The organism is Variovorax sp. PBS-H4 (genome assembly GCF_901827205.1).
Taxonomy (GTDB): Bacteria; Pseudomonadota; Gammaproteobacteria; order Burkholderiales; family Burkholderiaceae_C; genus Variovorax.
Map to the genome: position 1 here is coordinate 3,895,612 of NZ_LR594675.1, position 23,543 is coordinate 3,919,154.

Below are 23,543 nucleotides of genomic sequence, written 5' to 3' on the forward strand. Positions count from 1 at the left end.
GAGACAACCCGGCCATGACATCGGTGCGCCACCGCAACCTCCCCCGCCACCGGGAACCCGAACTGGAGCGCGACATCACGCGCTCGCCTTCGCTCGGCTACGAGGCGCCGGAGGATTCCGGCCTGGTGCGCTGCCTGGCCCACGGCTTTCCGAGCCCGCTGGTGCGCTGGCATTTTCACGAAGAGTACGAGCTGCACCTGATCACCGAGACCTCGGGCAAGGCCTTCATCGGCGACTGGATCGGGCCGTTCCAGCCGGGTCATCTGGTGCTGTGCGGACCGCGGCTGCCGCACAACTGGATCTCGCTCGACGCGCCGGCGGCCGGCGCGGCCGGGCGCGACCGCGTGATCCAGTTTCGCCACCAGCCCATCGAGCACGCGGCCGCCGAGATTCCCGAGCTGCGCGAGGTCATGCAGCTGCTCGAGCGCTCGCGCCACGGCATCGAGTTCTTCGGCCTGGCCGAGCGGGCCCTGGCGCATTGGGACGCGGTCAAAGGCGCGCGCGGACTGCGCCGCTTCGCACTGTTCTGCGACTACCTGGCCGATCTGTCCCAGTGCACCGACTACCGGCTGCTTTCCAACGTACAGATGCAAGGCGTGGAAGGCGACGCCGGCGTGGACCAGATCAATGTCATCGTCGACCGCATCACCTCCAACCTGGCCGAGCCGATCGTGATGGCCGACATTGCCACCGAGCTCGGCATGAGCGAAAGCCGCTTCAGCCGCTTCTTCAAGCGCTCCACCGGCAACAGCTTCACAGACTTCGTCAATCGCGTGCGCATCAACAGCGCCTGCCACCTGCTGATGCAGACCGATCACTACGTGACCGACATCTGCTACCAGGTCGGCTTCAACAACGTGGCCAACTTCAACCGCCGCTTCCTGGAGATCAAGGGCATGACTCCGACCGAGTTCCGGCGCCAGAGCGACCACCGCTTCGGCGGCGGCTGAAGAAGGGCCGGCGCTTGTACCTCGGGCTCGATCTCGGCACCTCGGAGCTGAAGGCGCTGCTGCTGGCGCCGGATCACCGCATCGTCGCGCTGGCCCGAGCGCCGCTCACGGTCGACCGGCCGGCGCCGCTGTGGTCGGAGCAGGCACCTTCGCAGTGGTGGGAAGCGCTGGAAGCCGCCATGGCCGAGTTGCGGCGCACGCAGGCTGCGGCCCTGGCGGCGGTGCGCGCCATCGGCCTCTCGGGCCAGATGCATGGTGCCGTGGCGATGGATGCACAAGACCGGGTGCTGCGCCCCGCCATCCTCTGGAACGACGGCCGCAGCGCCGCCCAGTGCCGCACGCTCGCGACCCGCGTTCCTCGGCTGGGCGCCATTGCCGGCAACCTTGCCATGCCGGGCTTCACCGCGCCCAAGCTGTTGTGGATGCGCGAGCACGAGCCCGAGCTGTTCGCGCGAATCACCCATGTGCTGCTTCCCAAGGATTGGCTGCGCTTCATGCTGAGCGGCGAGTTCGCGAGCGACATGTCGGATGCTTCGGGCACCCTGTGGCTGGACGTGGGCGCCCGCGACTGGTCGGACGAACTGCTGGGCGCCTGCGGGCTGTCGCGACTGCAGATGCCGCGGCTGGTCGAGGGCAGTGCCGCCGCCGGCCAGCTCCGGCCGGAGCTCGCGCAACGCTGGGGCCTCGCGGCCGGCGTGCCCATTGCAGGTGGTGGCGGCGACAACGCGGCCAGCGCGGTCGGCATGGGACTCGTGGAAGCCGGACAGGGTTTCGTCTCGCTGGGCACCTCGGGCGTGATCTTCATTTGCGGCGAACGCTTCGAGCCACGGCCCGACGCCGCGGTGCATGCCTTCTGCCATGCATTGCCCGGCCGCTGGCACCAGATGTCGGTGATGCTCTCGGCCTCGAGCGCCGTGAGCTGGGGCGCGCGCAGCTTCGGTCTGGGCAACGAGGCGGCGCTGCTCGCGGCGGCCGCGACGGTGGGCGATGAGGTGCGGCAGCGCGCTCCGCTGTTCCTGCCCTACCTCTCCGGAGAGCGTTCGCCGCACAACGACGCCGACGCGCAAGGCGTTCTGTTCGGCCTCACGCATGCGCACGGCCCGGCCGAGATCGCCTACGCGGTGGCCGAAGGCGTGAGCTTCGGGTTGCGCGACGGCCTGGACACGCTCGCCCGGCCGGCCGGCGACCTGGTGCTGGTCGGCGGCGGCGCGCGCAGCGTCTGGTGGGCGCAGTTGCTGGCCGATGTACTGGAGACCCCGCTGGCGATTTGCGAAGGCAGCGAGGCGGGCGGCGCGCTCGGCGGCGCGCGGCTGGCCTGGCTGTCCGATGGCGGCACGCTGCGGGAGGTGTGCCGCCGACCCGTGCTGCGCCAGCGCTTCGTGCCGGCCCGATCGCCAGCCGACTACCTTCGCATCCGGCATGCCCGCTTCAAGGCGCTCTACGCCGGGCTGCGCCCGCTATTCGCCTGGAAGGATGAATGACATGTTCGTGGTGTGCGGCGAAGCGTTGATGGATGTCTACGTACTGGGGCCGACGCCCACTGGCCTGCATCTGGACGCGCGCATCGGCGGCTCGCCCTTCAACGTGGCGGTGGGCCTGGCGCGGCTGGGTCGCCCATCGGCGCTGCTCACCGGCCTGTCGCGCGACGCGGCGGGGGAACGGCTGATGCACGCGCTGCAAGCGGAAGGCGTCGACACGCGCCTGGTGCTGCGCAGCGATGCGCCAACCACCCTGAGCGTGGTGAGCGTCGACGCGGGCGGCCTGCCTCACTATGCGTTCTACGGCCATGGCTCGGCAGACCGGGCCATCGACAGCGCTCGCCTGCCCGCACTGCCGCCGCAGGTTCGCGTGCTGCAGTTCGGCTCCTATGCGCTGGTGGTCGAGCCGGTTGGCAGCGCCCTGCGCGCTTTGGCCGCGCGCGAGCGCGACCGCTGCCTGGTGGCCTACGACCCCAATGTGCGGCTCAACGTCGAGCCCGATGTGGCACGCTGGCGCACGATGGTGGAGGCCATGGTGGCGCTCTCGCACATGGTGAAGGTGAGCGATGAGGACCTGGGCTTGCTCTATCCGGATTCAGTACCGGGCGAAGTCGCCCGGCGCTGGCTGTCGCTCGGTGTCCAACTGGTCGTGCTCACTCGCGGTGCCCGGGGCAGCGAAGCGTGGACTGCGGGTTCGCACGTTGCGGAATCCGCCGCTCCGGTCGAGGTGGTGGACACCGTCGGCGCCGGCGACACCTTCCAGGCCGCCCTGCTGACCTGGCTGGACGAACAGCAGGCCCTGAGCGTTGCGGGACTTGCAGCACTGGATGCGCAGCGGCTCGCCGCCCTGTTGCGCTTCGCCACCCGTGTCGCCGCCATCACCTGCTCACGTCGCGGTGCCGACATGCCGCGGCGAGCCGAACTGCCTGCCGACTGATCGCCTCGGTGCGCTGGCAGCCACCTGTTCCTACAGGATCGAGTGGTCGGTGGTGAACAGGCAGGAGTCCTCATCCGACTCCGGCTTGGGCTTTCTCGAATCGCTGCCGGCAGCGGGGCGCACGACGGGTGGCTCAGCGGGCTCGCCCTCGCCGATGCCGACCGGCGCGCGGGGCTTGCCGAAGGGTGCCAGTCCTTGCACGACGCGCAGCGCCGAAGCGCCCTCGATCAGCGCCTCCGAGTAGTCGGGCAGGCCGCGGGTCGAGGAATCCACCGGCCGGTAGACCAGGCACTCGTCGGAGTCCGCCTGAACAGCCTCCATCAGGATCCAATGAAATTCATTGGGTTCGAGTTCGAGAACTGTCAGGGCAAGGTCGCGCAGAGCCATGGGGGAAACCTCTTGTTGAATGTCGCAGATTGTTACAGGCTGTTGATTATTGGCAAAGGTACTTTTGCACGGGTGTCTCCTCCACATGATGGAGTCCCGGCACAGCGTGGAGTGAACGGCGCCGCCGTAGCGGCGCCCCGGCCCGCACCTTCTTCAGCCCAGGCGCACCGGCACGAAGATCCTGTCGCCGTCGCGCTGGATCAGCAGCGCGACCGACTTGTCGGCCTTCGCCGCCACCTCGCGCACCTGCTCCACTGTCTTGGCGGGCGTGCCGTTGATGGCCAGCAGCACGTCGCCGGGCTGCACGCCCGCCATGGCCGCGGGGCCACCCGCATCCTCGATGAGCAGGCCGGCATCCACGCGCGCCTCCCGTTTTTCCTGCGGCTGCAAGGGGCGCAGCGCGAGCCCCAGCTTGCCGTGTCCGGCGGCGGCGTCGTTCTTGGCCACGGCACTCGTCTTCTCGCCCGCATCGCCGAGCCGGGCGCTGATCTCGTGCCGCTCGCCCTGGCGCCACACGTCCAGCGTGATGCGGCTGCCCGGCTTCTTCTGGCCGATCAGCGCCGGCAGGTCGCCCGACGCGACGATGGGCTCGCCGTCGACCTTGCGGATCACGTCGCCCGAGCGCAGGCCGGCCTCGTCGGCCGGGCCGCCCTTCTCGACGTTCGACACCAGCGCGCCTTCAGGCTTGTCGAGCTTGAAAGAGTCGGCGAAGGCCTGGTTGACCTCCTGCACCGCCACGCCGAGCCGGGCATGGCTGACCTTGCCGGTCGCGACGATCTGGTCCTTGACCTGGATCGCGACATCGATGGGGATCGCGAACGAGACACCCTGGTAGCCGCCGCTGCGGCTGTAGATCTGCGAGTTGATGCCCACCACTTCGCCGCGCGTGTTGAGCAGCGGCCCGCCCGAGTTGCCGGGGTTGATGGCCACGTCGGTCTGCAGGAAGGGCACGTAGCTGTCGTCGGGCAGCGACCGGCCCTTGGCGCTCACCACGCCCGCCGTCACGGTGTTCTCGAAGCCGAAGGGCGAGCCGATAGCGAGCACCCATTCGCCCACCTTGAGGTCCTTGGTGCTGCCCAGTTGCAGGGTCGGCAGGTTCCTGGCGTCGATCTTGAGCACGGCGATGTCGGTCCTGGGGTCGGAGCCGAGCACCTTGGCGCGGAACTCGCGGCGGTCGGTGAGCTTGACCGTCACCTCGCTGGCGTCCTTCACCACGTGTGCGTTGGTCAGGATGATGCCGTCCGCATTCACGATGAAGCCCGAGCCCTGGCCGCGCACGGGCACCTCGCGCTGCTGGCCGCGCTGCCCGAACTGGCCACCGCCGAAACGACGGAAGAACTCGAACATCGGGTCTTCCGGATCGATACCGGCCATGCCCTCCATCGAGGTCTTGGTGGTGCCGGTCACGCTGATGTTGACCACGGCCGGACCGTCGCGCGAGGTGATGGTCGAAAAGTCGGGCATGGTGACCAGCGGCGCCGCGGCGGCAGGCGCCGCTGCAGGCGCGCCGACGGCACTGGCACTGGTGTAGGCGCCCGCGCCGACGGCGCCGATCACCCCGGCGGCGGCCAGTGCGGCGGCAAGGGCACGAGGCGAATTCAGACGGACATTCATGGGGGACTCCTTTCGAGGTGTCAGTGGAAACACGATGAAAGGAAATGTCGGTCAGCTCGCTTAGGCCCGCCTTAAACGGTGGAGGGAAAAAGCAGCCTCACCCGCAAGCCGCCCAGGCTGTCCGAGTGCCCGATGTCCAGCGCGGCGCCATGCTGGTCTGCGATCGACTTGACGATCGCCAGCCCCAGGCCGCTGCCCGGCGCCTGCGATTCCCCGACACGGTAGAAGCGGTCGAGCACGCGCTCGCGTTCCTCGCGCGGCAGGCCCGGTCCGCTGTCCTCCACTACCAGCTCGGCGCCGCCGGCCTGCCGGGCGATGCGGAGGTCGACGCGCCCGCCTTCGGGCGTGTACTTGACGGCGTTGTCCAGCAGGTTGCGCAGCAGTGTGCGCAGCGCCTCGGGCTGGCCCTGTACCCGTGCCGCGTGTGCACTGGCGATGCCGATGTCGATGCGTTTTGCCTGGGCAGCGGCAATCGCATCGGACAGCGCCAACCGCGCGACCTCCTGCAGCTCCACCGCCTCCGGTGGTGTTCCGGCCGCTGCGCTGGCCTCCTGCCGCGCCAGGGCCAGCATTTGCTCCACCAACCGCGTCGCCCGGTCGATGCCTGCAGCCAGTCGGTTCACGGCCACCTCGCGCGTGGCCTCGTCAGGCGCACGCTGCAGCCCCTGCACCTGCAGCTTCAGCGCGGCCAGCGGCGAGCGCAATTCATGCGCGGCGTCCGCCACGAAATGCTTCTGCGCCTCGAAGGCGCGGCGCACGCGGTCGAACAGCAGGTTGAGTTCGTGCACCAGAGGACGCACCTCCTCCGGCAATCCGCTCTCACTCACGGGTGAGAGGTCGTCGGCCTGCCGCGCCGCCACCTGGCCGCGCACGCGGGCCACGGGCGCCAGCGAGTGGCTCACCACCCACCACACGACCAGCATGAGCAGCGGCGCCGCCAGCGCGATGGGCCCGACCGTACGCAGCGCCAGCGTGCCCGCCATGTGGCGGCGCGCAGCCATGTCCTGCGCCACCTGGATCACCAGCGAGCGGGCCTGCAGCGAGTAGACCCGGTAGGTGGTGCCGCGCGCCTTCACGTTCGAGAAGCCGAGCACTGCACGCTGCGGCAGTGCAGCCTGGGCGGCCGATTCGAAGACGAGCACGCCATCGGCCGTCCATACCTGCACGACGAACTCGAAGTTCTCCTCGCCGTCGCTCAGCCCCCCCACTGCCGCGCTCGGTGGCAGGCCGGCGCGCAGCGACAGGGCCATCTGCTGCATGTGGTAGTCGAAGATCTGGTCGGCCTCGTCGAGCACCGTGCGATAGGCGACGAAGGCCTGGGTGCCGGCGGCCAGCACGATGGCCGCAAGCAAGAACAGCAACAGCCGCGCGCGCAAGGATTTCATCTGGGCCCCCACGCTCGGCACTGCGCTGCGCGCATCATTCTCTCGGCACCATGTACCCCACGCCCCGCACGTTGCGGATCAGGTCTGCGCCCAGCTTCTTGCGCAAGCCGTGCACATAGACCTCGACCGCATTGCTGCTGATCTCGTCCTTCCAGCCGTAGAGCTTTTCCTCGAGCTGGGCACGCGACAGCACCATGCCGGGCCGGGCGATCAAGGGCTCGAGCACCGCCCACTCGCGCGCCGACAACACCACGGGCTGGCCGTTGACCGAGACCTCGCGCGTGGTCGGATGGATGCTCACGCCCATGTGCTCGTAGACCGGTTCGGCCCTGCCCGAGGCCCGCCGCAGCAAGGCGCGGATGCGCGCCAGCAGCTCGTCGAGGTCGTAGGGCTTCAGGACGTAGTCGTCGGCGCCGGAATCCAGGCCTTCGATGCGCTGCTGCACCGAGTCGCGGGCGGTGGCGATCAGCACCGGCATGCGCTGCTTGCGCGCACGCAGCGCGCGCAGCACTTCGAGTCCGTCGCGGCGCGGCACGCCGAGGTCGAGCAGGACCAGGTCGTATTGCTGCGTGCGAAGTGCGGTGTCAGCGGCCTCGCCGTCCTTGACCCAATCGACCGCGTAGTGCTCGGCCCGCAGCAGGTCGAGCACGGCCTCGCCGATCATCACGTCGTCTTCGAGCAGCAGCAGTCGCATCGTGGAGTCATCCGGCAAAGCTTGTTCGAGATCGTAGCGCGCTGCAAAGTTCAGAGCAGCGAGCGCACCTCGCGTGCCGCCTCGAACAGCAGCGGCAGCAGGTCGCGGCGCAGCGCCTCCTCCGGGTGACGGCCGCCGGAGAGCACGACATTGAGCGCGGCCACGGTGTGACCCTGCATGTTGCGCAACGGCACCGCCAGCGCCTGCACGCCAAGCTCGTGTTCCTCGCTGGCGAAACAGTAGTCTTCCTTGCGGACCTGGACCATGCGCTGGCGCAGCAGGCGCGCAGTGGTAATGGTGTGCGGCGTCAGGCGCGGCAGCAGACGGCCCTTGAGCCACTGCGACAGTTGCGCCGGGCTCATCGCCGCCAGCAGCACGCAGCCGGTCGAGGTCGCGTGCGCAGGCAGGCGCGCGCCCAGGTGCAGACCGTAGGCGAGTACGCGGGTCGGCGTGCCGTAGGCGCCGCTGCGCGCGACGATGACCACCTCCTCGCCGTCGAGCACCACGGCCGAGAAGGACTCGCCGGTCTGGGCCGCCAGCCGGTTGAGGGTGGGCTGGAGCGCACGCGGCAACCTCGAGGAGGCCAGGTAGCTGCCCGAGAAGCGCAGCACCTTCGGCGCCATCCAGAAATAACTGCCGTCGGTCTCGAGGTAGCCCAGGTGCGCGAGCGTGAGCAGATGCCGCCGGGCGGCAGCGCGCGTGAGGCCAGCCCGCTCGGCGGCCAGCGTGGCATTGAGGCGCTGGCGCTCGGTATCGAAGCTCTCGAGCACAGCCATGCCCTTGGCAATGCCCTCGATGAAGTCCGGCTTGGCAATGGTCACGGTGGGTCGGCGTCGTCCAAGTGTTGCGCGATCATCGCGCAGGCAGCCTCATCATCGCACAGAGGATGGTCCCGGGCGATGCGGGGACGACCGCCCGGTCCTACGCTTCACGCTGACATCCAGGAGACCTCCATGCGTACCCAAGTCGCCATCATCGGCGCCGGCCCGGCCGGCCTGCTGCTCGGCCAACTGCTCTTCAAGGCCGGCATCGACAACGTCATCGTCGAACGCCAGACCGGCGCCTACGTGCTGGGCCGCATCCGCGCCGGCGTGCTGGAGCAGGTCACGATGGACTTGTTGGCGCGTGCCGGCGTCGACGCGCGCGCCAAGGCCGAAGGTCTGCCGCACGAGGGCATCGAACTGTTGTTCAAGGGCGCGCGCCACCGCATCGACCTGCACGGCCTGAGCGGCGGCAAGCAGGTCACCGTTTATGGCCAGACGGAGGTCACGCACGACCTGATGAATGCGCGCGCGGCCGAGGGCCTGACGACGGTCTACGGCGCCTCGCAGGTCAGCCTGCATGGCTTCGACGGCGAGCGGCCGACCGTGCGCTTCGAGAAAGACGGCGCAGCCCACGAAATCGAATGCGACTTCATCGCCGGCTGTGACGGCTACCACGGCGTCAGTCGGGCCAGTGTCCCGGCCGGTGCCATCCACACCTACGAAAAAGTCTATCCGTTCGGCTGGCTGGGCGTGCTGGCCGACGTGCCGCCGGTGTCGCACGAGCTGATCTACGCCAACACGCAGCGCGGGTTCGCGCTGTGCAGCATGCGAAGCGCCACGCGCAGCCGCTACTACGTGCAGGTGCCCGTCGAGGAGCGGGTGGAGAACTGGAGCGACGACGCGTTCTGGAACGAGCTGCGGCTGCGGCTGGACCCCGAGGCGCGCGAGCGGCTGGTGACCGGACCCTCGCTGGAGAAGAGCATTGCCCCGCTGCGCAGCTTCGTGGCCGAGCCGATGCGCTTCGGGCGGCTGTTCCTCGCGGGCGACGCAGCCCACATCGTGCCGCCGACCGGCGCCAAAGGCCTGAACCTGGCCACGGCCGATGTCGGCTTCCTGTCGCGCGCGCTGGAGGTCTTCTACCGCGAGCAGAGCGAGTCGGCGCTCGACCGCTATTCCGAGCTGTGCCTGCGCAGGATCTGGAAGGCCGAGCGCTTCTCCTGGTGGTTCACGTCGCTCATGCACCGGTTCCCTGACACGGGCGAGTTCGGGCAGAAGATCCAGGAAGCCGAGCTCGACTACCTGGTGCACTCGCGGGCCGCATCGACCTCGGTGGCGGAGAACTACGTCGGCCTACCGCTGGAGGAGTTCTGAGCCTCAGGGCCCGGGCTGCATCAATTGCCAGATGCGCGCCGGTGTCAGCGGCATGTCCAGCCGCGGCGCCAGCCCGGCCATGCCGTTGCGCGCGAAGGCGTCGGCCACCGCGTTGACCACCGCAGGCGTGGCGCCGATGGTGCCGAGCTCGCCCACGCCCTTCACGCCCAGCGGGTTGTTCAAGCAGGGCGTGCTCTGGTCCATCTCGGTCTTGAACATGGCTGCCGCGATGTCGGCGCGGGGCGCCGCGTAGTCCATCAGGCTTCCAGTGAGCGGTTGGCCGGTCTCGGTGTCATAGACCACCCGTTCGCACAGGGCCTGGCCGATGCCCTGGACGACGCCGCCCTCGAGCTGGCCGCGCACGATCAGCGGGTTGATCACCCGGCCCACATCGTTGACCGACGCATAGGCCACGATGCCGATCTCGCCCGTCGCCGGGTCGATCTCCACCTCGCAGATGTGGCAGCCGTTCGGCCAGGTCGGACCGGCAACGGCGCTGGTCGAGTCGACGAAGATCTGCTGCTCGGGCTGCCGCCCCGCGAGTGCGAACAGGTCCAGCGACAAGTCGGTACCGGCCACCTTGAAGAGGCCGGCCTCGTATGCAACGTCTTCCGGCGCGACCTCGAGCTCCTGCGCCGCCAGGGTGCGGGCCCGATCGATGGTGCGCTCGGCGCCGACGCGCACGGCGGAGCCGCCGGTAAAGATGGAGCGCGAACCGGCGCTGCCGAAGCCATTGCCCCGGTCGGTGTCGCCCAGCACGATACGCACCTTCTCGATGGGCACGCCAAAGGCATCGACCACCAATTGGGCCAGCGTGGTCGCGATGCCCTGCCCCATGGCGTTGACGGCCGAGAATACTTCGATGATGCCGTCGGCCTGCACCGAGACCGTCACCCGCTCCTCGAATACATTGCCGCCGGTCCACTCCAGGAAGGTCGCGATGCCCAGGCCGCGAAGCCGGCCCTGACGCTCCGATTCGGCCGCACGCGCGTCGAAGCCTTGCCAGTCAGCCAGGGCCAGCGCCTGGTCCATCACCAGCCCGAAGCGGCCTGTGTCGTAGGTCTGTTTCATCGGGTTGGTGTAAGGCATCTGCTCCGGCTGGATGAAGTTGCGCCGGCGCAGCTCGATGCGGTCGATGCCGATCTCGCGCGCGGCCTCGTCCATCAGCCGCTCGATGGTGTAGATCGCCTCGGGGCGGCCGGCACCGCGGTAGGCACCGGTCGGCGCGGTGTTGGTGAGCACCGCCAGGAAGTGGAAGTCGATGGTCTGGATGTCGTAGACGCTGGTCTGCACCCAGGGGCCGATCAGCAACTGAATGGCGACGCCCGTGCCGGTGGCGTACGCACCCACGTTGGCCAGGGTGCGAATGCGCAGCGCGAGGATCCTGCCGCTGGCATCGAGCGCGAGTTCGGCCCGGGCCTCGATGTCGCGCCCGTGCGAGGTCGAAAGGAACTCCTCGCTGCGGTCGGCGACCCACTTGACCGGGCGGCGCAGCTGGTGCGCCGCAAACGCCACGACGATGTCCTCCGGATAGGCGCCGGTCTTCATGCCGAAGCCGCCACCCACGTCGCCCACGACCACGCGCACCTGCTCGGCAGGCAAGCCGATGGCCTCGGACACCGAGTTGCGCACGCCCGAGGGCATTTGCGTGCTCATCCGCAGGGTGAGCCGGCCGGACTCCGGGTCGGCATCGGCCAGCACCGAGCGGGGTTCGATCGTGAGCGCGACCACCCGCTGGTTGACGACGTCCAGCGCCACCACGTGGTCGGCGCGGGCGAAGGCGGCGCTGGCCGCCTCGGCGCTGCCGTGGCGCATCTCGGCGGCAATGTTGCCGGTGGCTTCGCCCCACACCAGCGGCGCGCCCTCTGCGGCGGCGGCCTGCGTGTCCACGACCATCGGGAGTTCCTCGTAGTCGACCACGACCGCCTCGCCGGCGTCGCGCGCCTGCGCTGCCGTTTCGGCGATCACGGCAGCCACCGGCTCGCCAACGAAGCGCACCGTGTCGATCGCGAGAACGTGCCGCGGCGGCGATGCGCACGCGGCACCGTCGGCACGCTTGAAGGCGACGGCACCGGGCATCGGCTTGACGCCGGCCTGCTGCAGGTCGGCGCCGGTCAGCACGCGCAGGACGCCGGGCATGGCCGCCGCCGCAGCGACATCGATGGCTGTCAACCGGGCATGCGGGTAAGGGGAACGCACGAAGAACAGATGGGTCTGAAGCGGTAACGTGACGTCGTCGGTGTAGCGTCCGGCCCCGGCCAGGAGGCTCTCGTCTTCGAGCCGCCTGACGGCCTGGCCGCTGCCGAAGCGCATGGGATTCGTTTCTGTTGCCACCTGAGTCCTCTTTCCGTTGCACGCGGGGCGCGAGTCAGGGGACGACTATATGAGCACCGGTGCTTTCGCGCTTCCGACGACATCGCGTACTGCCGAAGCCGTGTATACCTTCGACCATGCAACTGCCCTGGCTCGCCCCTGGTGACCCACTGCCCGACGCCACCTTGGCGTGGGGCGAATCCGATCCCGTTCCCGGCCTGCTGGCGGCCGGCGGCGGCCTCGATGTCGCAAGCCTGCTGCAGGCGTACGCGCACGGCATCTTTCCCTGGTTCAGCGAAGGCCAACCCATTCTCTGGTGGAGCCCGGACCCGCGCATGGTGCTGGATGTGGAGCGCTTCAGGCTGCACCGTTCGCTGCGCAGGACGCTGGAGCGCTTCCGCGCGGCGCCGGATTGCGAGATCCGGATCGACCATGGCTTCGAGACGGTGATCCGAGCCTGCGCAACGGCCCCGCGCTCCGGCCAGACCGGCACCTGGATCCTTCCGGAAATGGTGCGCGCCTACACGGCGCTGCACGAGGCTGGTCATGCGCACAGCGTCGAGACCTGGATCGCGGGCGAGCTGGCAGGCGGCTTGTATTGCGTAGGCATCGGGGGCGCCGTGTTCGGCGAATCGATGTTCGCGAGGCGGCCCGATGCCTCCAAGATCGCGCTCGCCGCACTGGTCTCGTTCTGCCGCCGGCACGAGATCGCAATGATCGACTGCCAGCAGAACACCAGCCATCTGGCCAGCCTGGGCGCGCAGGAAATGCCGCGTGCGCGCTTTCTCTCGCATGTGGCAAAGGCTCGTCATCTGGCGGGGCCCCGGTGGCGTTTCGAGCCCGTATACTGGTCCGAACTCCTGCCTGCGCGAACTTCCCTTCCGACGTGACGCACCTCAAGGATCTTCCGCTCCACACGCTGCAGTTCTACGCGACGGCGCCCTATCCGTGCAGCTACCTGCCGGACCGGCAGGCACGCTCGCAGGTCGCCACGCCCAGTCACCTGATCCACAACGACGCCTACTCGGACCTGGTGCTCAGCGGCTTCCGCCGCAGCGGCATGTTTACCTACCGCCCCCATTGCGACGGCTGCAACGCCTGCGTGCCGCTGCGCGTGCTGGCCGATGCCTTCAAGCCCAGCCGCAGCCAGCGCCGTGCGCTGGCGCGTCACGCCAATCTGCAGGCGCGCGTGCTCAAGCTTTGCTTCGTGCCCGAGCACTACCAGCTGTACCTGCGCTACCAGAACGGCCGCCATGCCGGCGGCGGCATGGATCACGACAGCATCGACCAGTACACCCAGTTCCTGCTGCAGAGCCGGGTCAATTCCAGGCTGGTGGAGTTCCGCGAGACCCACCCGGACGGCAGCGCGGGCGCACTGAAGATGGTGTCCATCCTCGACGTGCTGAACGATGGCCTGTCGGCGGTCTACACCTTCTACGAGCCCGAGCCGGGCGCGGGCTTCGGCAACTACAGCGTACTGTGGCAGATCGAGCAGGCGCGCAAGCTGGGCTTGGCCCATGTCTACCTCGGCTACTGGATCGAGGGCAGCACGAAGATGAACTACAAGGCACGTTTCTCGCCGCATGAGGTTCTGGTCGACGGCCGCTGGCAAGCGCCGAACGATTTCACCAAGTAAAATCGCAGCCGGTTCCCCACCGCGTTGCCCATGAGAAAACCCCAATCAGACATTCCGGCCGCGCCCGTCATCCAGGTGATCGAGCGCATGTTCTCGCTGATCGACGTGCTCGCCTCACGTGAGGAAGCCATTTCGCTGAAAGAAATAAGCGAGAAGACGGGCCTGCATCCATCAACTGCGCACCGCATCCTGAACGATCTGGCGGTCGGCCGCTTCGTCGACAGGCCGGAAGCCGGAAGCTACCGGCTCGGCATGCGCCTGCTGGAGCTCGGGAACCTGGTGAAGGGCCGGCTGAATGTGCGAGACGCGGCGATGGTGCCGATGCGTGAACTGCACAAGCTGACCCAGCAGCCGGTCAACCTCAGCATGCGCCAGGGCGACGAAATCGTCTACATCGAGCGCGCCTACAGCGAACGCTCGGGCATGCAGGTGGTCCGGGCCATTGGCGGGCGGGCGCCGTTGCACCTGACGTCCACCGGAAAGCTTTTTCTCGCAGTGGACGAGCCGCAGCGCGTGCGCAGCTACGCCACCCGCACGGGCCTTGCAGGCCATACGCGCAACAGCATCACCCAACTGCCTGCCCTGGAACGGGAGCTTTCAAAGGCGCGCCAATATGGCATCGCCCGGGACAACGAGGAGCTGGAGCTCGGCGTACGCTGCATGGCAGCAGGTATTTACGACGATCAAGGAAAACTGGTGGCCGGCTTGTCGATCTCGGCCCCGGCGGACCGGCTCGATGACGGTTGGCTGCCCAAGCTGCAGGCGACCGCCAACGAGATCTCCAACGCGCTCGGCTACAGCGCCGCTACGCCACCGGCAGGCTGAAGCGCCCGCCAGAGTCGGCGCCTGGGTCGCGAGGAGACGAGGCGATCAGCCCGCGATATGGGCCGCAAGGGACGGCTGCGGCGTGGCCGCTGCCGGATTGATCATGTGATGGTTGGCTTCGACCCAGCGCCGCACGCGTTCGGCATCGGCGATGCGGCCGAGCTTGCCGGCGGAATCCAGGAACACCATGATCAGCTTGCGGCCGGCGATCCGGGCCTGCATGACCAGGCATTGGCCGGCTTCCGAGATGTAGCCGGTCTTCTGGAGACCGATGTCCCAGTCGGGGCTCTTGACCAGGCGGTTGGTGGTGTTGTACTGAAGCACGCGGTTGCCGACCTCGACCTGATACTCGGGCGAGGTCGAAAGCTGGCGCACCGTCGCGTCGGCGTAGGCGGCATTGACGAGCAGCGCCAGGTCCTGCGCGCTCGACTGGTTGCGGCTCGACAGGCCTGTAGGTTCGACGTAGCGGGTGTCCTTCATGCCGAGCATCTTGGCCTTGGCATTCATCACGCTGACGAACGTCGCGAGGCCGCCCGGATAGGTGCGGCCAAGGGCATGCGCCGCACGGTTCTCGCTGGACATCAGTGCCAGGTGAAGCAGCTCGCCGCGCGGCAGCGTGGTGCCGACGGTCAGCCTGGAGCGGCTCCCCTTTTCCGTGTCGACATCGTCCTGGGTGATGGTGATGAGCTCGTCGGAGGGCAGGTGGGCTTCGCTGACGAGCAGCCCGGTCATGAGCTTGGTGAGCGAGGCGATCGGCAACACGACGTTGTCGTTCTTGCTGAAGAGCACTTCGCGCGTGTCTTGGTCAATCACCAACGCCACACTGGACCTCAGGTCGAGCGCATCCTCGGTGCTGTGCAGGCCGGCGAGCTGGCCGAAGGACTGGCGCGCCGCCACTTCGGGCACACGCACGACGGAGCGCCGCTGCACGGCGACCACCGTCTTGCCGCCGCGCTTGCGAATCGATGCCACGACGTTGCGGCCGCCGCTCACCACGCGGTCGGTCTGCTCGCTCTTGTCGCTGCGCTTGCTGGAAGCGACGCTACGCTTGGAAGAAACGCTCTGCTTGCTGTCGCTGCCGAGCTGCGCCTTCTTCGTGGCGGGCGCCTTCTTGGCGGCTTCGGCCGCAGGCAACAAAAACGCCGTGGCGCAGAGCGCGACGGCGATGAGGCGAAGAGCCGGAAGTACGGTAAGTGCGGGAAGAAACCGCTGGCTGGAAACTCGGTAGGAACGGGCTTCGGGCATTAAAAAACTCCAGCAGCGATTAACAGGTATCGCAGTGTATCGAAATCAAAAAAGACACGCAATATCAGTTACTTGCATTCCTTTCTTCATTCGGAACAAAGGATCCCCCTGACAACTAACCTTGCGCAGCCACTCTCTCAGCTTGGCTCTGCAACTTGTTGAGAGCACTCAAATAAGCCTTGGCCGAAGCCACCACGATGTCCGGATCGGCACCGACGCCATTGACGACACGGCCCGCGTTCTGCAGACGGACCGTGACCTCGCCCTGGCTCTCCGTCGACCCGCTGATGGCATTCACCGAATAAAGCACCATTTCGGCCCCGCTCTTCACGTGGGCCTCGATCGCCTTCAGCGACGCATCAACCGGACCATTGCCCTCCGATTCGCTCGTGACTTCCTTGCCGAGCACCGTGAACACGATGCGCGCCTGGGGGCGCTCGCCGGTTTCGCTGTGCTGCGACAAGGATACAAAATCAAACTGTTCCGCAACGTGCGAATGCTCCTCCGCGCTTACAAGTGCGAGGATGTCTTCGTCAAATATTTCGCTTTTTCTGTCAGCGAGTTCCTTGAAGCGTGCGAAGGCGGCGTTGATGTCGACTTCACTCTCCATGGCGACGCCCAGTTCCTGCAGGCGCTGCTTGAAGGCATTGCGGCCGCTGAGCTTGCCCAGCACGATCTTGTTGGCGGTCCAGCCCACGTCTTCCGCGCGCATGATCTCGTAGGTGTCGCGCGCCTTGAGAACGCCGTCCTGGTGGATGCCGGAGGCATGGGCAAAGGCATTGGCGCCCACCACCGCCTTGTTGGGTTGCACCACGAAGCCCGTGGTCTGGCTCACCATGCGGCTCGCCGCCACGATGTGCCGGGTATCGATGCCGAGCTCCAACCCGAAGTAATCCTTTCGTGTCTTCACCGCCATCACGATCTCCTCGAGCGAGCAGTTGCCGGCGCGCTCGCCCAGGCCGTTGATGGTGCATTCCACCTGCCGCGCCCCGCCGATCTTCACGCCTGCGAGCGAATTGGCAACCGCCATTCCCAGGTCGTTATGGCAGTGGACGGACCAGACCGCCTTGTCGCTGTTCGGGATGCGCTCGCGCAGCGTCCTGATGAAGTTGCCGTAGAGCTCGGGAATGGCGTAGCCGACGGTATCGGGCACGTTGATGGTGGTCGCGCCCTCCTGGATCACGGCTTCGAGCACCCGGCACAGAAAGTCAGGGTCGCTGCGATAGCCGTCCTCGGGGCTGAACTCGACGTCACCGACCAGGTTGCGTGCAAAGCGGACGGAAAGCTTCGCCTGCTCGAACACCTCGTCGGGCGTCATGCGCAGTTTCTTTTCCATGTGCAGCGGCGAGGTCGCGATGAAGGTGTGAATGCGGCCGCTGGCGGCCCCCTTCAAGGCCTCGGCGGCCCGGGAGATGTCCCGGTCATTGGCTCGCGAGAGCCCGCAGATGGTCGATTCCCTGATCGCACCGGCGATGGCCGCGACCGCGTCGAAATCACCGTTCGAACTGGCCGGGAAGCCCGCCTCGATGACGTCCACCCGCAGGCGCTCGAGCTGGCGAGCGATGCGCAGCTTCTCGTCCTTGGTCATCGAGGCACCCGGCGACTGTTCGCCGTCGCGCAGGGTGGTGTCGAAAATGATGAGTTTGTCGGCCATCGCGGATCTCCTTGTGTTCAGGCGGCTTCAACCGTCGATTGTGCGCTGCGGGCGCCCTGCGCTCGCGCCCGCTCGAGGCCCGACACGATGGCCTTGAGCGAGGCCGAGACGATGTCGGCGTCCTTGCCCACGCCAAACAGCGTGCGGGTCTCGTCGACCCTCAGCTCGAGATAGGCGACGGCTTGCGCGTCGGCGCCGGCGCCGATCGCATGCTGGTGGTAGTCGATCACGCGGATCGAATGCCCCGTGGCCTCGGCCAGCGCGTGGATGAAGGCGTCGATCGGCCCATTGCCCTGGCCTTCGATGCGACGGATCTCGCCTGCCCAAGGCAGGTCGGCGCGCAGCACCACCGAAGCGCCGGCGCCCTCGCCCCGCTCCTCGAGCACACGATGCTGGGGACCGGCCCCCTCGACGATGCGGTACTCGCGCTCGAACAGCTGCCAGAGGTCTGCGGCCGTCAGCTCCTTGCCGGCGACATCCATCACGCGTTGAACGACCTGGCTGAATTCCATCTGCAAGCGACGCGGCAGCTCGAGCCCATACTCGCTTTCGAGCAGATAGGCGATTCCGCCCTTGCCCGACTGGCTGTTCACGCGGATCACAGCCTCGTAGCTGCGGCCTACGTCCTTGGGATCGATCGGCAGGTACGGCATTTCCCAGACGTCGCCGTCCTTGCGGGCCGCAAAGGCCTTCTTGATCGCGTCCTGGTGCGAGCCCGAAAAGGAGGTGTAGACCAGGTCGCCTGCATAAGGGTGGCGCGGATGCACCGGCAACTGGTTGCAGTGTTCCACGGTCGCGCGGATCTCATCGATGTTCGAGAAGTCCAGCCCCGGCGAGACCCCTTGCGTATAGAGATTGAGGGCGACGTTCACCAGGTCGAGGTTGCCGGTGCGCTCGCCATTGCCGAACAGGCAGCCCTCGATGCGCTCGGCGCCCGCCATCAATGCAAACTCGCCGGCTGCGGTGCCGGTGCCGCGGTCGTTGTGCGGATGCACGCACAGCACGATCGAATCGCGCCTCGCCAGGTTGCGGTGCATCCACTCGATCATGTCGGCGAAGATGTTCGGCGTGGAGTGCTCGACGGTCGATGGCAGGTTGACGATGCACTTGCGCTGCGGTGTCGGTGCCCACACGTCGGTGACTGCATCGACGACCCGCTTGGAGAAGGCCAGGTCGGTGCTGGAGAACATCTCGGGCGAGTACTGGAAAGTCCACCGCGTGGCCGGCTGCTTCGCTGCCAGCTCGTTGAACATGCGCGCGTGCGAGGCGGCCAGTTCGACGATCTGGTCCTCGTCCATGGCGAGCACCACCCGGCGCATCACGGGCGCCACGGCGTTGTAGAGGTGCACGATTGCGCGCGGCGCGCCCCGGAGCGACTCGAACGTGCGTTCGATCAAGTGATCGCGCGCCTGCGTCAGCACCTGGATCGTCACGTCGTCGGGGATGCGGTCTTCCTCGATCAGCTTGCGCACGAAGTCGAACTCAACCTGCGAGGCCGAGGGAAAGCCGACTTCGATCTCCTTGAAACCGATGGCCACCAGCGTCTCGAACATGCGCATCTTGCGTGCGATGTCCATCGGCTCCACGAGCGCCTGGTTGCCGTCGCGCAGGTCGGTCGACAGCCAGATCGGGGCCTTGGTCAGCACGGCATCGGGCCAGGTGCGGTCCTTCAGGCCGATGGGTGCAAAGGCGCGGTACTTGCGGTCGGGTTGCTTCAACATCTGGAATTTCTCGCTGTGGTCGGATGGACAACCAGCAACCCAAAACAAACGGCCCGTTGCTGGTGCGAACGGGCCGTGTGAGGGAATCGCTTGCGCGCGCTACCTTCTCCGCCCGTAGGGGATCAGTAGTAGGGCCAGCGAAAGCTTGTTCATGGGAATCGCGAATGTAGCACAGGCCCAATCACTTGTGCAGGCCGCGCTCATCGGGCTCCTCGGTCGAGATGCTGATGACGCTCACGGGCTGGCCCTTGGCCTTTCGCCAGCCGTAGACCACATAGCCGCTCAATCCGTAGGCCACGAAGAGGCCGAACAGGACGGTCGGCGGATGGATGTTGATGACCGCGATGGCGAGTGCGATCAGCACGATGACGGCGAAGGGCACGCTCTTCTTCATCTGGATGTCCTTGAAGCTGTAGAACGGTGCATTGGTCACCATCGTGAGGCCCGCATAGAGCGTGAAGCCGAAGGTGATCCAGGTGATCTGCTGCCAGGACAAATACAGCACCTCTCCGCCGCGCCTGCCCCATTCGGTCATCAGCCAGATGAACCCCGCCACCAGCGCCGCGGCTGCCGGGGAAGGCAGGCCCTGGAACCAGCGCTTGTCGACCACGCCGGTGTTGACGTTGAAACGCGCCAGCCGCAGCGCGGCGCAGGCGCAGTAGACGAAGGCCGCGATCCAGCCCCAGCGCCCCAGGCCCTTGAGAGACCATTCATAGGCGATCAAGGCCGGCGCAGCACCGAAGGACACCATGTCCGACAGGGAATCCATCTGCTCCCCGAACGCACTCTGCGTGTTGGTCATGCGCGCCACGCGCCCATCCAGGCTGTCGAGGATCATGGCCGCGAACACGCCGAGTGCTGCGAGGTCGAAGCGCCCATTCATCGCCATCACGATCGAATAGAAGCCCCCGAACAGCGCGGCCAGCGTAAACAGGTTCGGCAGGATATAGATGCCCTTGCGGCGCTTGCGCGGCGCTAGATCTTCGGGGAGCGTGTCGTCATGCATGGATCGGCGCAGTGTAGTTCAGCCGCCCACGCGGCACGAAAGACAAAGGGCCACCCGCGTGGGTGGCCCTTTTGCGAATCGAGAGGTCCGATCAGTTGCGGGTCTGGTCGACCAGCTTGTTCTTCTTGATCCAGGGCATCATCGCGCGCAGTTTCTCGCCGACCACCTCGATCTGGTGCTCGGCGTTGAGGCGGCGGCGGCTCATCAGCGTAGGCGCGCCACCTGCGTTCTCGAGCACGAAGCTCTTGGCGTACTCGCCGGTCTGGATGTCCTTCAGGACCTGCTTCATCACCTTCTTGGTTTCCTCGGTCACGATGCGCGGACCCGTCACGTACTCGCCGTACTCCGCGTTGTTCGAGATCGAGTAGTTCATGTTGGCGATGCCGCCTTCATAGATCAGGTCGACGATCAGCTTGAGCTCGTGCAGGCACTCGAAGTAGGCCATCTCGGGCGCGTAGCCAGCTTCCACCAGCGTCTCGAAGCCAGCCTTGATGAGTTCCACGGTACCGCCGCACAGCACGGCCTGCTCGCCGAAAAGGTCGGTCTCCGTCTCTTCGCGGAAGTTGGTCTCGATGATGCCGGCCTTGCCCCCGCCGTTGGCGGTCGCATAGGACAGGGCCAGGTCGCGCGCCTTGCCGCTCTTGTCGGCGTGCACGGCGATCAGGTGCGGCACGCCGCCGCCCTGGGTGTACGTGCTGCGCACGGTGTGGCCGGGGGCCTTGGGCGCCACCATCCACACATCGAGATCGGCGCGCGGCTGCACAAAGCCGTAGTGCACATTGAAGCCGTGAGCGAACACCAGCGAGGCGCCTTCCTTGATGTTGGGGGCGACATCGTTCTTGTAGACGTTGGCGATCTGCTCGTCCGGCAGAAGAATCATCACCACGTCGGCCGACTTCACGGCATCCGCCACTTCGGCGACCTTGAGGCCCGCCTTCTCGACCTTGGGCCAGGACGCGCCGCCCTTGCGCAGGCCGACGACGACCTTCACGCCGCTGTCGTTGAGGTTCTGTGCGTGCGCATGGCCCTGGCTGCCATAGCCGATGATCGCCACGGTCTTGCCCTTGATCAGGCTCAGATCGGCGTCCTTGTCGTAATAGACCTTCATGGTGCTTGCTCCTTCGTAGATTCGATGAATGTGTGGGGGGTTCTCAAACGCGCAGAATGCGCTCGCCGCGGCCGATGCCGCTGGCGCCGGTGCGGACGGTCTCGAGGATGGCGCTGCGGTCGATGGCCTCGATGAAGGCATCGTTCTTCCCATGATCGCCGGTCAGCTCGATCGTGTAGCTCTTGTCGGTCACGTCGATGATGCGGCCGCGGAAAATCTCGGCCATGCGCATCATCTCCTCGCGCTCCTTGCCGACCGCGCGCACCTTCACCATCATGAGCTCGCGCTCGGTGTAGGCGCCTTCGGTCAGGTCGACGACCTTGACGACCTCGATCAGGCGGTTGAGATGCTTGGTGATCTGCTCGATCACGTCGTCGGACCCGGCCGTCACAATGGTCATTCGAGACAGGCTGGCGTCCTCGGTGGGCGCGACGGTGAGCGATTCGATGTTGTAGCCGCGGGCGGAAAAAAGACCCACGACGCGGGAGAGTGCACCGGGCTCGTTCTCGAGCAGCACGGCAATGATGTGTTTCATGTCAGCAAGGGATTCCTCTTTTCGCCGCCCTCCCCTGCGCACGGTAATGCTCAGGCTCGACGGACAATAGATTCATCCGGAAATGAGTTGATAAGGAGCCGGACCGCATCGCGAACCGGCCGTTCGTGGGGTCTACAAGTCTTCTGAACCGAGCAGCATTTCGGTAATGCCCATGCCTGCCTTCACCATCGGGAACACGTTTTCGGTGGGGTCGGTGCGGAAATCCATGAACACGGTCCGATCCTTCAGCTTGCGGGCCTCGCGCAGTGCCGGCTCTACGTCCTGGGGGCGCTCGATCAGCATGCCCACGTGGCCGTAGGCCTCCGCCAGCTTCACGAAATTGGGCAGCGCATCCATGTAGCTGTGGCTGTAGCGGCCGGAGTATTCGATCTCCTGCCACTGGCGCACCATGCCCAGGTAGCGGTTGTTCAGGGACACGATCTTGATCGGCGTGTTGTACTGCAGGCAGGTGGACAGTTCCTGGATGCACATCTGCACCGAGCCCTCGCCGGTGACGCAGAACACCTCCGACTGCGGCTTCGCCAGCTTGATGCCCATTGCGTAGGGAATGCCCACGCCCATGGTGCCCAGCCCGCCGGAGTTGATCCAGCGGCGCGGCTCGTCGAAGCGGTAATACTGCGCCGCCCACATCTGGTGCTGGCCGACATCCGAAGTAATGTAGGTGTCGGTGCCCTTGGTCATGTCCCACAGCGTCTCGACCACCTTCTGGGGCTTGATCACGTCCTTGTTGCCGCGGTCGTACTTGAGGCAGTCCTTGCTGCGCCACCCTTCGATGGTGTCCCACCAGCTGGCCAGCGCCGCGCCGTCGGGTCTGACGCTGCTCTCCTTGATCATCGAGATCAGTTCGGTCAGCACTTCCTTCACATCGCCGACGATCGGGATGTCAACCTTCACCCGCTTCGAGATGCTCGAAGGATCGATGTCGACGTGGATGATCTTGCGCTCGTTCTGCGCGAAGTGCTTCGGGTTGCCGATCACGCGGTCGTCGAAGCGCGCACCTACGGCCAGCAGCACGTCGCAGTTCTGCATCGCATTGTTGGCCTCGATGGTGCCGTGCATACCCAGCATGCCGAGGAACTTGCGGTCGGAAGCCGGATAGGCGCCCAGGCCCATCAGGGTGTTGGTGACCGGGTAGCCCAGCATGTCGACCAGCGCGCGCAGCTCGTTCGTTGCATTGCCGAGCAGCACGCCTCCGCCGGTATAGATATAGGGGCGCTTGGCCGAGAGCAGCAGTTGCAGCGCCTTGCGGATCTGGCCGCCATGGCCCTTGCGTACCGGGTTGTACGAGCGCATCTCGACCTTGTCGGGATAGCCGGCGTAGCTGACCTTCTTGAAGGATACGTCTTTCGGCACGTCCACCACCACAGGGCCAGGACGTCCACTGCGTGCAATGTGGAAGGCCTTCTTCATCGTCATCGCGAGGTCCCTGGGGTCCTTCACGAGAAAGTTGTGCTTGACGATCGGGCGCGTGATGCCGACCGTGTCGCATTCCTGGAAGGCATCCAGGCCGATGGCCGCCGTCGGCACCTGCCCCGAGATGATCACCATCGGGATGCTGTCCATGTAAGCAGTCGCAATACCGGTGACCGCATTGGTCAGTCCGGGGCCCGAGGTCACGAGTGCCACGCCGACGTCGCCCGTGGCTCGCGCATAGCCGTCGGCCGCGTGGACCGCCGCTTGCTCGTGGCGTACCAGCACGTGCTGGATGGTGTCCTGCTTGTAGAACGCGTCGTAAATGTAGAGAACCGCGCCGCCGGGATAGCCCCAGACGTACTGGACGCCTTCGGCCTGCAGTGCCTTGACCAGCACTTCAGCGCCCATGAGCTCTTGAGTTTGACTGCCGGTAACGGCTGCTGCGGAAGCGAGTTCCGCCTTTGAGATTTCCATGATCAACCTTTG

The 23,543-nt window shown here is 66.6% G+C and carries 20 protein-coding genes; 7 read left to right on the plus strand and 13 right to left on the minus strand.

Annotated features, from left to right (window positions below):
• Positions 1–14: 14 nt before the first annotated feature.
• From E5CHR_RS18460 to E5CHR_RS18470, 3 genes are read left to right on the plus strand one after another with little or no spacing between them, the layout of a single operon-like run.
• On the plus strand, positions 15–950 hold the full coding sequence (locus E5CHR_RS18460) for an AraC family transcriptional regulator (protein ID WP_162583788.1): 936 nt from the start codon (positions 15–17) through the stop codon (positions 948–950).
• A gap of 14 nt (positions 951–964) precedes the next feature.
• Positions 965–2,431 (plus strand): xylulokinase, encoded by a 1,467-nt coding sequence (gene xylB / locus E5CHR_RS18465; protein ID WP_162581184.1) that lies wholly within the window; start codon positions 965–967, stop codon positions 2,429–2,431.
• Positions 2,424–3,365 (plus strand): carbohydrate kinase family protein, encoded by a 942-nt coding sequence (locus tag E5CHR_RS18470; RefSeq protein ID WP_332061285.1) that lies wholly within the window; start codon positions 2,424–2,426, stop codon positions 3,363–3,365. The genes xylB and E5CHR_RS18470 overlap by 8 nt, the downstream gene beginning before the upstream one ends.
• 30 nt (positions 3,366–3,395) lie before the next feature.
• Here E5CHR_RS18470 and E5CHR_RS18475 read toward each other — a convergent pair whose 3' ends face one another.
• From E5CHR_RS18475 to E5CHR_RS18495, 5 genes are all read right to left on the minus strand, one after another.
• Positions 3,396–3,752: a hypothetical protein gene (locus E5CHR_RS18475; RefSeq protein WP_162581185.1), complete on the minus strand. Its 357-nt coding sequence runs from the start codon at positions 3,750–3,752 to the stop codon at positions 3,396–3,398.
• Positions 3,753–3,905: 153 nt separating this feature from the next.
• Positions 3,906–5,366, minus strand: coding sequence for a DegQ family serine endoprotease (locus E5CHR_RS18480; protein ID WP_162581186.1), 1,461 nt, complete (start codon positions 5,364–5,366; stop codon positions 3,906–3,908).
• A gap of 71 nt (positions 5,367–5,437) precedes the next feature.
• The gene (locus tag E5CHR_RS18485) at positions 5,438–6,751 is read right to left on the minus strand and encodes an ATP-binding protein (RefSeq protein ID WP_162581187.1); all 1,314 of its coding nucleotides are present in this window, start codon (positions 6,749–6,751) and stop codon (positions 5,438–5,440) included.
• A gap of 34 nt (positions 6,752–6,785) precedes the next feature.
• Positions 6,786–7,445, minus strand: coding sequence for a response regulator (locus E5CHR_RS18490; RefSeq protein ID WP_162581188.1), 660 nt, complete (start codon positions 7,443–7,445; stop codon positions 6,786–6,788).
• A gap of 50 nt (positions 7,446–7,495) precedes the next feature.
• Positions 7,496–8,266 carry an IclR family transcriptional regulator domain-containing protein gene (locus tag E5CHR_RS18495; protein WP_162581189.1) on the minus strand — a complete coding sequence of 257 codons (771 nt, stop codon included), beginning with the start codon at positions 8,264–8,266 and terminating at the stop codon, positions 7,496–7,498.
• Between the two features lie 132 nt (positions 8,267–8,398).
• On the opposite strand from E5CHR_RS18495, the gene pobA reads away from it, so the two are divergent.
• On the plus strand, positions 8,399–9,580 hold the full coding sequence (pobA, locus tag E5CHR_RS18500) for a 4-hydroxybenzoate 3-monooxygenase (RefSeq protein WP_162581190.1): 1,182 nt from the start codon (positions 8,399–8,401) through the stop codon (positions 9,578–9,580).
• Between the two features lie 3 nt (positions 9,581–9,583).
• Here pobA and E5CHR_RS18505 read toward each other — a convergent pair whose 3' ends face one another.
• On the minus strand, positions 9,584–11,914 hold the full coding sequence (locus E5CHR_RS18505) for a xanthine dehydrogenase family protein molybdopterin-binding subunit (RefSeq protein WP_162581191.1): 2,331 nt from the start codon (positions 11,912–11,914) through the stop codon (positions 9,584–9,586).
• A 116-nt stretch (positions 11,915–12,030) separates the two neighbouring features.
• Between E5CHR_RS18505 and aat the strand changes: the two genes are divergently transcribed.
• Genes aat through E5CHR_RS18520 form a run of 3 tightly spaced genes read left to right on the plus strand, consistent with a single transcriptional unit; the run spans position 12,031 to position 14,354 of the window.
• A complete protein-coding gene (gene aat / locus E5CHR_RS18510) occupies positions 12,031–12,783 on the plus strand; it encodes a leucyl/phenylalanyl-tRNA--protein transferase (RefSeq protein ID WP_162581192.1) in 753 nt (250 codons plus the stop codon).
• Positions 12,780–13,529: an arginyltransferase gene (locus E5CHR_RS18515; RefSeq protein ID WP_162581193.1), complete on the plus strand. Its 750-nt coding sequence runs from the start codon at positions 12,780–12,782 to the stop codon at positions 13,527–13,529. Before aat ends, E5CHR_RS18515 begins: the two co-directional genes overlap by 4 nt.
• Before the next feature lie 30 nt (positions 13,530–13,559).
• The gene (locus tag E5CHR_RS18520; RefSeq protein WP_162581194.1) at positions 13,560–14,354 is read left to right on the plus strand and encodes an IclR family transcriptional regulator; all 795 of its coding nucleotides are present in this window, start codon (positions 13,560–13,562) and stop codon (positions 14,352–14,354) included.
• A gap of 45 nt (positions 14,355–14,399) precedes the next feature.
• On the opposite strand, the gene E5CHR_RS18525 is transcribed toward E5CHR_RS18520, so the two are convergent.
• From E5CHR_RS18525 to E5CHR_RS18555, 7 genes are all read right to left on the minus strand, one after another.
• Entirely contained in the window at positions 14,400–15,599 is a 1,200-nt protein-coding gene (locus tag E5CHR_RS18525; RefSeq protein ID WP_162581195.1) for a serine hydrolase, read from the minus strand.
• A 115-nt stretch (positions 15,600–15,714) separates the two neighbouring features.
• Positions 15,715–17,253: a 2-isopropylmalate synthase gene (locus E5CHR_RS18530; protein ID WP_162581196.1), complete on the minus strand. Its 1,539-nt coding sequence runs from the start codon at positions 17,251–17,253 to the stop codon at positions 15,715–15,717.
• Positions 17,254–17,270: 17 nt separating this feature from the next.
• The gene (gene leuA / locus E5CHR_RS18535) at positions 17,271–18,974 is read right to left on the minus strand and encodes a 2-isopropylmalate synthase (RefSeq protein WP_162581197.1); all 1,704 of its coding nucleotides are present in this window, start codon (positions 18,972–18,974) and stop codon (positions 17,271–17,273) included.
• 181 nt (positions 18,975–19,155) lie between these two features.
• The gene (pssA, locus tag E5CHR_RS18540; RefSeq protein WP_162581198.1) at positions 19,156–19,980 is read right to left on the minus strand and encodes a CDP-diacylglycerol--serine O-phosphatidyltransferase; all 825 of its coding nucleotides are present in this window, start codon (positions 19,978–19,980) and stop codon (positions 19,156–19,158) included.
• A 91-nt stretch (positions 19,981–20,071) separates the two neighbouring features.
• Positions 20,072–21,088: a ketol-acid reductoisomerase gene (ilvC, locus tag E5CHR_RS18545; RefSeq protein WP_162581199.1), complete on the minus strand. Its 1,017-nt coding sequence runs from the start codon at positions 21,086–21,088 to the stop codon at positions 20,072–20,074.
• A gap of 43 nt (positions 21,089–21,131) precedes the next feature.
• Positions 21,132–21,623, minus strand: coding sequence for an acetolactate synthase small subunit (gene ilvN, locus E5CHR_RS18550; protein WP_162581200.1), 492 nt, complete (start codon positions 21,621–21,623; stop codon positions 21,132–21,134).
• Positions 21,624–21,755: 132 nt separating this feature from the next.
• Positions 21,756–23,531, minus strand: coding sequence for an acetolactate synthase 3 catalytic subunit (locus E5CHR_RS18555; protein WP_162581201.1), 1,776 nt, complete (start codon positions 23,529–23,531; stop codon positions 21,756–21,758).
• Positions 23,532–23,543 lie beyond the last annotated feature (12 nt).